General features: G+C 59.7%; 12 protein-coding genes. 4 read left to right on the top strand and 8 right to left on the bottom strand.

Annotated features, from left to right (window positions below; all coding sequences use genetic code 11):
* Positions 1-60: 60 nt before the first annotated feature.
* On the top strand, positions 61-693 hold the full coding sequence (locus CUN67_RS06130) for a flavin reductase family protein (protein ID WP_208714440.1): 633 nt from the start codon (positions 61-63) through the stop codon (positions 691-693).
* Here the strand turns inward: CUN67_RS06130 and hutH (CUN67_RS06125) are convergent.
* The 7 genes from hutH (CUN67_RS06125) to hutI all read right to left on the bottom strand — a co-directional run bounded on the left by hutH (CUN67_RS06125) (position 690) and on the right by hutI (position 7664).
* Positions 690-2180: a histidine ammonia-lyase gene (hutH, locus tag CUN67_RS06125; protein WP_208714439.1), complete on the bottom strand. Its 1491-nt coding sequence runs from the start codon at positions 2178-2180 to the stop codon at positions 690-692. The genes CUN67_RS06130 and hutH (CUN67_RS06125) overlap by 4 nt on opposite strands.
* Positions 2177-2971, bottom strand: a complete 795-nt coding sequence (locus CUN67_RS06120; protein WP_084873628.1) for an ABC transporter ATP-binding protein — start codon at positions 2969-2971, stop codon at positions 2177-2179. The genes hutH (CUN67_RS06125) and CUN67_RS06120 overlap by 4 nt, the downstream gene beginning before the upstream one ends.
* 1 nt (position 2972) lies before the next feature.
* The gene (locus CUN67_RS06115; protein ID WP_208714438.1) at positions 2973-3701 is read right to left on the bottom strand and encodes an ABC transporter permease; all 729 of its coding nucleotides are present in this window, start codon (positions 3699-3701) and stop codon (positions 2973-2975) included.
* Between the two features lie 11 nt (positions 3702-3712).
* Positions 3713-4432: an ABC transporter permease gene (locus CUN67_RS06110; RefSeq protein WP_208714437.1), complete on the bottom strand. Its 720-nt coding sequence runs from the start codon at positions 4430-4432 to the stop codon at positions 3713-3715.
* A 12-nt stretch (positions 4433-4444) separates the two neighbouring features.
* Positions 4445-5293: a transporter substrate-binding domain-containing protein gene (locus CUN67_RS06105; RefSeq protein WP_084873625.1), complete on the bottom strand. Its 849-nt coding sequence runs from the start codon at positions 5291-5293 to the stop codon at positions 4445-4447.
* Positions 5294-5658: 365 nt separating this feature from the next.
* The gene (gene hutG / locus CUN67_RS06100) at positions 5659-6450 is read right to left on the bottom strand and encodes an N-formylglutamate deformylase (protein WP_208714436.1); all 792 of its coding nucleotides are present in this window, start codon (positions 6448-6450) and stop codon (positions 5659-5661) included.
* The gene (gene hutI / locus CUN67_RS06095) at positions 6447-7664 is read right to left on the bottom strand and encodes an imidazolonepropionase (protein WP_208714435.1); all 1218 of its coding nucleotides are present in this window, start codon (positions 7662-7664) and stop codon (positions 6447-6449) included. The genes hutG and hutI overlap by 4 nt, the downstream gene beginning before the upstream one ends.
* Positions 7665-7751: 87 nt before the next feature.
* On the opposite strand from hutI, the gene CUN67_RS06090 reads away from it, so the two are divergent.
* Entirely contained in the window at positions 7752-9107 is a 1356-nt protein-coding gene (locus CUN67_RS06090; RefSeq protein ID WP_208714434.1) for a formimidoylglutamate deiminase, read from the top strand.
* On the top strand, positions 9104-9646 hold the full coding sequence (locus tag CUN67_RS06085; protein ID WP_208714433.1) for a HutD/Ves family protein: 543 nt from the start codon (positions 9104-9106) through the stop codon (positions 9644-9646). The genes CUN67_RS06090 and CUN67_RS06085 overlap by 4 nt, the downstream gene beginning before the upstream one ends.
* Here the strand turns inward: CUN67_RS06085 and hutC are convergent.
* Positions 9630-10385, bottom strand: a complete 756-nt coding sequence (hutC, locus tag CUN67_RS06080; RefSeq protein WP_208714432.1) for a histidine utilization repressor — start codon at positions 10383-10385, stop codon at positions 9630-9632. The genes CUN67_RS06085 and hutC overlap by 17 nt on opposite strands.
* A 317-nt stretch (positions 10386-10702) precedes the next feature.
* Between hutC and hutH (CUN67_RS06075) the strand changes: the two genes are divergently transcribed.
* Positions 10703-12256, top strand: coding sequence for a histidine ammonia-lyase (gene hutH, locus CUN67_RS06075; protein WP_208714431.1), 1554 nt, complete (start codon positions 10703-10705; stop codon positions 12254-12256).
* Positions 12257-12270 lie beyond the last annotated feature (14 nt).

Below are 12270 nucleotides of genomic sequence, written 5' to 3'. Positions count from 1 at the left end.
CACATGCGTGCCATTATTCATTGCGCGTTTTTCTTTATGTCAGCCACGCCAGGAAAGGTTATGACGCGTCAACGCTATTCTTATCAACCGCGTGCCGGTCACGGTTTGCCGCACGATCCCCTCAATGCCATCGTCGGCCCGCGTCCGATTGGCTGGATCAGTTCGCAAAGCGCCAGCGGCCTGCGCAACCTTGCGCCTTACAGCTTTTTTAACTGCTTTAACTATCATCCGCCAATTATTGGTTTCGCCAGCAGCGGCTGGAAAGACAGCGTGCAAAATATCAGTGAGAGCAAAGAGTTTGTCTGGAACCTGGCCACCCGGCCACTGGCGGAAGCGATGAACGAAAGCTCCGCCTCGCTACCACCGGAACAGGACGAGTTCGCGCTGGCGGGGTTAACCCCGATCCCGGCTTCGCAAGTGAAGGTCAGCATGGTGGCGGACAGCCCGGTCAATTTCGAGTGCCGCCTGACGCAGCTGATCCGCCTGCAGGATGTGCACGGCAGCGAGCTGGAGAGCTGGCTGGTGCTGGGTGAAGTGGTGGCGATTCATATTGATGAACACCTGCTGGAGAACGGCATCTATCAAACGGCCAAAGCGCAACCCATCCTGCGTGCCGGTGGCCCATCGGCCTATTACGGCATCAGTGAAGAGTCGCGCTTTGATCTGGTGCGGCCGGATGCGCGCCGCGCTTAAAAACGTGTCGCTTTGAGGACCTGTACAGCACGCGCCATTTCCGGTGCCAGCCAGCGGTCCTCCTGCCAGTTCGCTACCACCGCCCGCAGGCGATGTAACGCCTGCGTCGTGCCGCTCGCCAGCTGATTTTCTCCGTGGAAATCCAGCGCCTGTGCCGCCAGCAGATACTCAATCGCCAGAATCTGCCACACATTGCCCACCAGCTTCAGCAGCTTGAGCGCCGCGCCGGTGCCCAGGCTGAGATGATCCTCCTGCAAACCGGAGGTGACAAAGTTATCCAGCACCGCCGGTTGCGCCAGCTGGCGGTTCTCCGCACACAGCGAGGCGGCGACATATTGCGCGATCATCATGCCGGAATTCACCCCCGGCTGCGCCACCAGAAACGCCGGTAACCCGCTGACCAATGGATTGACCAGTCGATCCAGCCGACGCTCGGCAATGCTGCCCAGCTCCGCCATAGCAATCGCCAGCAAATCGCAGGCCATGGCGACGGATTCACCATGGGGATTGGCCTGTGACACCACGCGCCAGTTCTCCGGCGTGCCGAGTACCAGTGGATTATCAGTGCAGGCGTTAAGTTCGGTATTTACCTGGCGCTGCGCATGTTCGAACTGATCCCGGCAGGCACCGTGTACCTGCGGCATCGAACGCAGGCTGAGGGCGTCCTGGGTGCGCACGCCAAGGCTGCTCTGCAACAACGGGCTATCGCTCAGTAGCTGGCGCAGCCGCTCGCCGCTGCGCTGCATCCCCGGGCTGGCTTTCAGCGCGATGATCTCCGCATCGAACGCGGCCAGTTGCCCGCGCAAGGCTTCAAAACTCATCGCCCCGGTCATATCCGCGCAATCCAGCAGGCGTGCCGCATCGTCCAGTGCCAGCGCGGCCATCCCGGTCATGCACGGGGTGCCGTTCACCAGACTCAGACCTTCTTTTGCTCCTGGCCGAAACGGTGTCAGACCGGCCAGCGCCAGCGCCTGTTCAGCAGGCATCGTTTGCTGCTGATACGTCACTTCACCGACACCAATCAGCGCCAGGCCGATATGCGCCATATGGGTGAGATAACCGACCGATCCCTGCGACGGCACCTGGGGGATGATACGTTGATTCAGCAGCGCCAGCAGTTGCTGCACCAGCGCCACCGATACACCGGATTTACCGTGGCTATAGTTAGCAATTGCGGCACAGATAATGGCGCGCACTTCATCGGCTGGCAGCAGCGGCCCCACACCACAGGCATGGCTCAGCACCGTATTGCGCGAGAGCTGGCTGAGTTGTTCTTCCGCCAGAGTGATGTTGCACAAGGCGCCCAGACCGGTGTTGATGCCGTAGGCGATATGGCCGCTGGTGACAATCTCATCGACAATTTCACGTCCGCGCGCGATACGCTGCCAGGCGCTGGCGCTCAGGGTGAGTTCAGCGCCGTGACGCGCCACCTGTACCACATCCTGCCAGCTGAGGGGGTTGTCGCCCCAGGAAACCGTTCCGCTCATGCCGGTTGCTCCGCGCGTTGATGGCTGGAGATAAATTGTTTAAAGCGCAGCGAGCCTTGCTCACCAAACATCGCTTCCGGCGAGCCTTCACAATCAATGGTGCCCTGATGCATAAACACCACGCGGTTTGATACGTTGCGGGCAAACCCCATTTCGTGGGTGACCACCAGCATGGTACGCCCCTCTTCCGCCAGGCTGCGCATCACCTTCAGCACCTCCCCCACCAGCTCTGGATCGAGCGCGGAGGTCGGTTCATCAAACAGCATCACTTCCGGGTCCATCGCCAGCGCGCGGGCAATGGCGACGCGCTGTTGCTGACCACCCGACAACTGCGCCGGATAAAAATCTTTGCGATTCAGCAGACCTACCCGGTCCAGCAGCTGCTCCGCCTGGGCAATGCAGCTTTTTTTATCGCGCTTCAGGACATAATGCGGCCCTTCAATCACGTTCTGTAGCACCGTCATATGCGACCAAAGGTTGAAACTCTGGAACACCATGCCGAGCCGCGAACGCAGGCGTTCAATCTGTTTCGGGTTGGCCGCCAGCTGATGCCCGTGGGCATGGCGCTTCATCTCGATGGTTTCACCGCCCACGCTGACCACACCGGCATCCGGCGTTTCCAGCAGATTGATGCAGCGCAACAGCGTACTTTTACCGGAACCGCTGGCACCGAGAATCGAGATCACGTCACCTTTGCGTGCCTGTAAATTGATGCCTTTCAGCACCTCCATCGCCCCAAAGGATTTATGGATGTCGGTGGCGGATAAGGTAATCGGGGGTAAGTCGTGCATATCACTCTCCGGCAATCGGTTTAACGGCGGGCAACGGCTTTTTTTCGACGCGATGCACCGGGGTCAGACGGCGCTCAAGCAGCGCATACAACTGGACGATAATAAAGTTCAGAATCAGATAGATAGCTGCCGCGCACAGGAACACTTCCATGGTGCGGTAGGTACGCTGAATAATCTGCTGGGCCACGCCGGTGACATCCCACACCGTCACCAGACTGGCGAGCGCGGTGGATTTCACCAGCAATATCGCTTCGGTGGAGTACGCCGGTAAGGCATAGCGCAGCATGATGGGCGCGATAATGCGGCGCAGTAACAGGCTGCGTGACATGCCACAGGCCAGCCCGGCTTCCACCTGGCCCGGCGGCACCGCCAGCAGCGCACCGCGCAGGATCTCGGCGGTGTAGGCGGCGGTACACAGCGACAGCGCCAGCACTGCGCAGGTAAAGGGTTCACGCAGGAACGGCCAGACAAAACTGTGGCGAATCACGCCAAACTGGCCAAGCCCGTAGTAGATCAGGAACAGCTGAATCAGCAGCGGTGAGCCGCGAAACACCAGAATGTAACCGCGCGCAAAACCGCTCAGCAGCCGCCAGCGACTCATACGCAGCGTCAGAATCCCCAGCGCCAGCACCCCGCCGCACAGGAATGAACTGATAAACAGGCCGAGCGTAACCGGCAGCGCGGCGCTCAGCTTGAGAAAGGTGTCAGTAAGAAAGGCAAAATCGATCATCACGCTGCTCCTTAATGCTGTGCCGCAGTGCGACTTTGCCAGGCACGCCCGAGGCGTGATTCCGCGCGACGAAATGCATGGTTGGAAAGCAGGGTCAGCACCAGGTAACAGGCACCGCCCACCATATAGAAGGTGAAGTAGTCACGGGTCGATCCTGCGGCCACCTGGCTGGCGCGCATCAGTTCGACGATGCCGGTGACGGACACCAGCGCCGAGTCCTTCAGGCTCATCTGCCAGACATTCGACATGCCGGGCAGCGCATAGCGCACCACCTGCGGCAGCAGAATGCGTTGAGCGATGCGCCAACGCGGCATGCCGATGGCAACGGCGGCTTCGATCTCCCCTTTCGCCAGCGCCAGCCGCGCCGCCCGATACACTTCCCCCTGGTAAGAACCCGAGATAAGCCCGATAGCCAGTGCACCAATCAGAAACGGCGGCGCTTCAATAAAACCGTCCGCACCGAACATCTGACCGACGAGGGTGATCAACCCGGATCCACCGAAGTAGAACAGGTAGATCACCAGCAGTTCCGGGATGCCACGAAACACGGTGGAATAGGCTTCTCCCAGCCAGCGCAGCCAGCGCTGCGTGGAGAGTTTAGCCGCCGCCACACCCGCGCCGACCAGCGCGCCGATCATCAATGCCGCCAGCGATAGCAGCAACGTGGTTAACGTGGCGCTCAGGATCAAGCGGCCCCAGCCGTCTGCACCAAAACTCAGCAGGCTCATCATGGTTGACCTCACTTACGGGGTTACGTCTGTTTTAAACCACTTCTCACTCAGGGTTTTCACCGTGCCGTCAGCCAGCGCAGCCTGAATGGCAGCGTCGAGTTTGGCTTTCAGATCGCTATCGGCCATGCGTACGCCCAGCGCCTCCCCTTCACCCCAGATCGGGCCGCCAAGCTGCGGACCGCTGAAGGTCAGGTTGCTGTTCTCTTTACGAGCCAGCATCGATTGCGCGAAGGTAACATCATCAAATACCGCATCGATACGACCGGCCTGCAAATCGAGGATCGCGTCGGCAGACGTGGTGTACTCACGCACATCGGCGACATCTTTGAAGTATTTATCGATAAACGGCGTGTAGACGGTGCCGGAGGCGATACCGATGGTTTTGCCTTTCAGCGCGGCCTTCAGCTGCGCAATCGCCGGTTCGATCTCTTTGGCATCATCGTGCAGCTTGATGATTTTGCTATCCGGCGGCAGCAGTGAATCTTTCACGGTGATAAAGGTGGCAGGCGTGGAAGCATACGGCGTGGTGAAGCTGACCACTTTTTTGCGATCCGGCGTGATGACGATGGCATCCATGATCACATCATATTTTCCGGCATTCAGTCCGGCGATCATCCCATCCCAGTTCTGCACCACCAGCTTGCACTGAATGCCCATGCGTTTGCACAGATCGGCCATCAGCTCAGGTTCAAAACCACCCAGTTTGCCGCCCGGCAGGGTCAGGTTCCAGGGTTCATAGCTGCCTTCGGTGGCAATGGTGATCGATTTCCACTCTTTAGCCTGGGCAGTCACACCGCAAAGCAACAGGCTGGAAAACAGGGTCGTGAGGCAAAAACGGCGTACAGTGGTGCGGTGCGTCATGCGGCTTCTCCTGGTCGATAATCGTTGTGTGCTGTCTCGGCGATTTTTCGCAGATGACATTTCATGTATATACAAGCTAGCCTGCGCCAGATCATTGTCGGCTTGAGTTTTTTGTGAGCCAGACAGAATAAATCGTTTAAATTGCCACGCGGTCTGTACTTGTACATACAACCTAGCAAAGGCTGTGCCAGCTCGCGGTGACGGGCAGAATCAGGGGGATACAAGGGAAGTGGTGCCGGATTGCACCAGAAAGCGGCAGCGAGTGCACCAGGTTGTAGCGGCGCAACTTATTGCGCGATAAATCGCGCCGCTACGATACATTGCGGGTGTTTGTAGCGGCGCGATTCATCGCGCGTTTGTTTCAATCAGGCGGGTTTACCCTGTTGCAAAAATGCCTGAATCAGCGGTTTCAGCACCTGCTGCAACTGCGCAGCACGCGCCTGCTGCCACGCAAATGGCGGGGTTTCGTCCATATAATTAATCTGCGCCAGCTCCAGCTGCACCGCCTGTACGCCCTGCTGTGGCTGACCATAGGCGCGGGTGATATAACCGCCCTTGAAACGTCCGTTAATGACCCAGCTGTAATCATCCTGCGCTTCGCATACCGCCTGAATCGCTGCCGTCACCGCCGGTGTGCAGCTGGCGCCTTCATTGGTACCGATATTCAAATCCGGCAGCGGGCCATCAAACAAACGTGGGATCACCGAAGCGATGGAGTGCGCATCAAACAGCAACGCATAGCCATGCTGCGCTTGCAGGCGCGCCAGCTCCTGCTGCAGCTGCTGATGATAAGGATGCCAGATGTGGTCAAGATAGCCCTGGCGCTGCTCCGCCGTCGGGGTTTTGCCTGCGGCAAAGGTCGGCGTGCCATCAAACAAGGTTTCCGGATACAGTCCCGTGGTCGCGGTGGTGTACAACGGCTGGTTGTCCGCCGGACGGTTGAGGTCGATAACAAAACGTGAGTAGTGGCCGATCAGCACGCTGGCACCCAAATCGCGCACAAAATCATACAGTAACGGGATATGCCAGTCGGTGTCCGGCAGACCACGAGCCGCATCGCTTAATCCGGCATCGACTTCTGGTGTCAGTTGCGTTCCGGCGTGCGGAATGCTGACCAGTAACGGCAGCGTCCCCTGGGTAAAATGAAACGGTGTCATTGCGCTTCTCCACGATAGATAACCTGGCACGGCAACTCGCCGCCCAGCCAGTAAACCAGTTCCGCCGGACGTGCCAGCGGCCAGTGCACAAAATTTGCCACTTTACCCGGCTCCAGAGAGCCGTGTGTATGCTGCAGACCCAGCGCCTGCGCGCCCCACAAGGTCACCCCTGCCAGCGCCTCTTCCGGCGTCATGCCAAACAACGTGCAACCCATATTCAGCATCAGACGCAGCGACAGCGCCGGTGAAGTACCCGGATTGGCATCGCTGGCCAGTGCCATCGGCACCCCGTACTGGCGGAACAATGCCACCGGTGGCCGCTGGGTTTCGCGCAGCAGATAAAACGCGCCAGGCAGCAGGACCGCAACGGTGCCATGCTGCGCCATCGCCTGTGCATCGCTTTCGGTGGCGTACTCAAGGTGGTCAGCCGACAGCGCGCCATAACGGGCCGCCAGCGCTGCGCCGCCCAGCGAGGAAAGCTGCTCGGCATGCAGTTTGATTGGCATACCCAGCGCTTTGGCCTTATCAAACACCTGGCTCACCTGCTCAGGTGAGAAGGCCAGATGTTCACAGAAAGCATCCACCGCATCCGCCAGCCCGGCGGCATGCACCTGCGGCAACAGACGATCACAGATGATATCCACCCAGCCCTGCGGGTTGTCTTTAAACTCAGGCGGGAAGCTATGCGCCGCCAGACAGGTTGCCAGTACATCAGCAGGCACGTTTTGTGCCAGTTCACGGATGGCGCGCAACATGGTCAGCTCGCTGGCTTCATCCAGCCCATAGCCGGATTTGATCTCTACCGTCGTCACCCCTTCCGCCAGCAGACGATCCAGCCGCCAGCGTGCCGACGCCACCAGTTGTTCCTGAGTGGCGGCGCGGGTAGCGCGCACCGTGGAGAGAATACCACCGCCCTGCGCGGCGATTTCGGCATAGCTGACACCGTTCAGACGCTGCTCGAATTCTGCGCTGCGGTCGCCGCCAAATACCAGATGGGTATGGCAATCCACCAGCCCAGGGGTGATGATGCCACCATCGAAATGGTGCTGTTCGCGCGCGTGGAATTCCGGCAGTTCACTGCGCGGCCCCACCCACACCAGCTGGCCCTGATCGACTGCCAGCGCACCATCGGCAATCAGGTTGTAACGGCCTTCGCGCATGGTCACAATATCCGCGCCCAGCCACAGGCTGTCGATCTGCTTTGCTTCTGCCATCTCCCGTGTCCCCTTGCCTTTCACGATTTACACTGTGCCTCAAAGTATGTATATGTATATACAACTAACCGCCGCTAAGGATCAACCATGGCAACTTTTTTTGCCCCACGGGCACTGCTGGCCGATGGCTGGCATGAGCAGGTGCTGATAACTGTCAACCCCGCCGGGGTGATCACCGCGTTAACCCCTGATAGCGAGCCTGGCGAGGCGACTCGTCTGGCAGGACCGGTGATCCCGGCGATTGCTAATCTGCATTCCCATGCGTTTCAGCGCGCCATGGCCGGGCTGGCCGAAGTGGCGGGCGATCCGCAGGACAGTTTCTGGACCTGGCGCGACCTGATGTACCGCATGGTGCAGCGCCTCTCGCCACAGCAGGTGGGCGATATTGCCGCGCTGTTGTATATCGAGATGCTGAAAGGCGGCTATACCCAGGTGGCGGAATTCCACTATCTGCATCATGACGCCGGGGGCAAAGCCTATCCGCACGATGACATGCTGCAACAGCTGATGGCAGCGGCGGACACCGCCGGGATCGGTCAGACGCTGCTGCCCGTGCTGTACAGCTACAGTGGATTCGGCTCGCAACCCGCCAGCGACGGTCAGCGCCGTTTTATCCAGCAGACCGAGGCTTACCTGCAACAACAGCAGCGACTGAGCCGCTGGGTAGCGGACAAACCGTTGTTCAATCATGGCCTGTGCTTTCACTCGCTGCGCGCGGTGAATGAGGCACAGATGCGCGAGGTGCTGGCGGCCAGTCCGGACCCTTTGCCGGTGCATATTCATGTGGCCGAGCAGGAAAAAGAGGTCAACGACAGTCTGGCGTGGAGCGGTGAACGTCCGGTGGCCTGGCTGATGAATCGCTTTGACGTCGATGCCCGCTGGTGCCTGATCCACGCCACCCACCTTGATGACGACGAAATTGTCCGCCTCGCCGCCAGTGGTGCGGTGGCCGGATTGTGTCCGACCACCGAAGCCAACCTGGGTGACGGCATCTTTCCGGCGGTGGAATATATCGCCCGCGGGGGACGCTGGGGCATCGGTTCCGACAGCCACGTCTCCCTGAGCACGCTGGAGGAGTTGCGCTGGCTGGAATACGGCCAGCGTCTGCGCGATCGCCGTCGTAACCGTATCACCACCGCTGACCAGCCTTTCGTTGGCGATCTGCTGTGGCAACAGGCGGCCCAGGGTGGCGCGCAGGCCTGTGGTATTCAGAACGGTGAGCTGGCGCCGGGCAAACGCGCTGACTGGCTGGTACTGAAAGCGGATGCCTGGTTAAGCAGTGTGGACAGCGCTTCGTTGCTGAATCGCTGGTTATTTGCCGGGCAGCGTGAGCAAATTCACGATGTTTATGTCGCCGGTCAGGCGGTGATCGAGCAAGGCCAGCATCCGGCGGAAGAAGCCTGTGCCGCACGCTTTGCCGCTGCCATGAGGGCACTGCGATGAGAACCCGTTTCGATTACGACGGTTTACCCGTCAGCCGCTGGCGCAACGGCGGCGGCGAAACCCGCGAAATCATCAGTTATCCGCCGGGTGCGGCGGATTTTGCCTGGCGCGCCAGTATCGCCACCATCGCCGCAGACGGCCCTTTTTCCCCGTTCCCCGGTATCGACCGGGTGATCACCCTGCTGCATGGCGATAGCGTGCTGTTGCGCTGTGCACAGGGCGAACAGCAGCTACAACCGCATCAACCCTGGCCGTTTCCGGGCGAGTGGGCGATTGACGCACAGATTGGTGGCAGCGCCTGTCAGGATTTCAATATCATGACGCGACGCGACAGCTGGCAGGCGCAGGTTACGGTGCAGCAGCAGCCGATCGGTAGCGTACATGGCGTCGCCTGGGTGCTGGCGGGCAGCTGGCAAACAGCGGAAGGCGAGGTTTTCACGGTAAATCAGGGGATGTGGTGGCTGGATGAGATGACGCAGCTGGCACCCTGCTCTGCGGATGCCAGCCTGTTGTTTACCGCGCTTAGCCGTGTCCTCTGAAGCGGCCCAGCAATTTGTAACGCGAGCCGGGATAGAGCAGACGCGCATAGGTCACGATTTTGTTGTCACTCCATGTCTGGCGACGGATCAGCAGGCAGGGTTCGTGCTCATCCAGCGCCAGATGCTTACGCTGGCGCAGATCCGGCAGCACCGCTTCGACAATATGCTCACCGGCGGTTAACGGCGCGACCCGCATCAGATAGGTATAAGGCGTCAGCTGGTGGTAGTCCTGGCTGAGATAATCCGGTGCCACCAGCGGGTTGACCAGACGATCCTCCAGCTGCACCGGCAAATCGTTCTCGTAATGCACGATCAGCGAATGGAACAGCATCTGGCCGGTGGATAAACCCAGCACCGCCGCCTGCTCCGGGTCCGCCTTCATCTGCCCGAGGGACAGAATTTTACAGCTGTGACGATGACCACGCTGGGCGATCTCATCCGCAATGTTGTGCACCTCCAGCATCGCGGTGTAGCCCTTCATCTCGGCGACGAACGTGCCGACACCCTGCATACGCACCAGAAAACCTTCGCTGGTCAGTTCACGCAGCGCCCGGTTAATGGTCATGCGGCTGACGCCAAGTTCATTCACCAGCTCGCTTTCCGAGGGTACACGTTGATTGGCCTTCCAGTGACCTTCACGGATCTGGCTGATAATCGCCTGCTTAACGCGCTGGTAAATCGGCGCAGGCTCATCACCCATGGCCGCGGCCAGTTGTGCTATTGCCGTCTGCTCAACCATATCCTGTTCCTTTTCCTGATAGTGCCCAAAGTTTACTGTCTCAACGCGTAAATGTATATACATCCCGCTGTGCAACAGTCCCGCTTCCTGTGCAACATTTGCCTTATTACAGTGCAATGCCTTCGGCGATCCGAAGGCCAGAAGGCTCTGCCACGCCCGGCAAAGAATGTGATCAATCTGGCACAGTGCTTGCTACTTGTATAGACAAGAATAGACACTTATGCTTCACTCGCATTATTCATGGCATCTCCGGCAGCACTTCCACATGCCAGCATTATCCGGGATTGCCGTTTTACTTGTATAGACAGGAGTAGACTATGTCAGGTTCGGTTCAGAATATTCGCCTCGTTCCCGGTGAAGTGGACCTCGCCACACTGCGCGCGATTTACCAGGGTGGCGTCGCACTGACGCTGGCTGATGAGGCACGTGCCGCCATCGATCGGGCCAGCGCGACCGTTGATGCCATTGTCGCCTCGGGCAACGTGGTGTATGGCATCAATACCGGCTTTGGCAAACTGGCGCAGACGCAGATTCCGGCTGGCCGCCTCGCCGAACTGCAACGTAACCTGGTGCTGTCGCACAGCGTTGGTCTGGGTGAGTTGCTGCCTGATAACGTCACTCGTCTGGTGGTCGCCACCAAAATCATCAGCCTGGCACGCGGCCATTCCGGGATTCGTATTTCCCTGATCGAAGCGTTACTGGCGCTGTTCAACGCCGGTGTGATGCCGTGCATTCCGGAGAAGGGTTCCGTCGGCGCATCCGGCGACCTCGCCCCGCTGGCACATCTGTCACTGATGCTGCTGGGCGAAGGTCAGGTCCGCGTTGAAGGTAGCTTGATCCCCGCCACTGAAGGCCTGGCACGCGTGGGTCTGACGCCGTTTGTGCTCGGTCCGAAAGAAGGTCTGGCGCTGCTGAATGGCACCCAGGTCTCTACCGCGCTGGCGCTGCGTGGCCTGTTCGAAGGGGAAAACCTGTTCGCTGCCGGACTGATGGCCGGTGCGCTGTCGCTGGAAGCCATCAAAGGCTCCATCAAACCCTTTGATGCGCGTATTCACCTGGCGCGCGGCCAGCAGGGACAAATCGCGGTGGCGGCGGCGGTCAGTACGCTGCTGGAAGGCAGTGAGATCCTCAGCTCGCACGCCAACTGTGGCCGGGTGCAGGACCCCTACTCCATCCGCTGCGTACCGCAGGTGATGGGTGCCTGTCTTGACAACCTCAGCCATGCCGCCCGGATATTGCAGATTGAGGCCAACGCTGCCTCGGACAATCCGCTGGTATTTAGCGACACCGGCGACGTGATTTCCGGCGGCAACTTCCACGCCGAGCCGGTGGCTTTTGCCGCCGATATCATCGCCCTGGCCGTGGCCGAAGTGGGCGCGATTTCCGAACGTCGCCTGGCGCTGCTGCTGGATACCGGACTCTCCGGTCTGCCGCCTTTCCTGGTGCGTGACGGTGGCGTCAACTCCGGCTTTATGATCGCGCAGGTCACTGCCGCCGCGCTGGCCTCGGAAAACAAATCGCTGGCGCATCCAGGCAGCGTCGATAGCCTGCCGACGTCCGCCAACCAGGAAGACCATGTTTCGATGGCGACCTACGCTGCACGCCGTCTTGGCAGCATGTGTTTCAACACCGCCGCCGTGGTGGGGATTGAAGCGATGGCCGCCGCCCAGGGGATCGATTTCCACCGTCCTCTGCAAAGTTCCACCACTATCGAGCAGGAGATGGGTCGCATTCGCGCCCAGGTCGCCTTCCTCGATCAGGATCGTTTACTGGCACCGGATATCGACACCATGCGCCAGTGGGCCAGCAGCAATGCCTGGCCGGAAGCCCTTTCTGCGCTGCTGCCGAGCATGCGCACCACCCAATGTTGAATAAAGGAACTGAT

Origin of the sequence: Pantoea cypripedii (genome assembly GCF_011395035.1) — a bacterium.
Taxonomy (GTDB): domain Bacteria; phylum Pseudomonadota; class Gammaproteobacteria; order Enterobacterales; family Enterobacteriaceae; genus Pantoea; species Pantoea cypripedii_A.
This window is presented reverse-complemented; position numbering and strand designations above follow the sequence as displayed.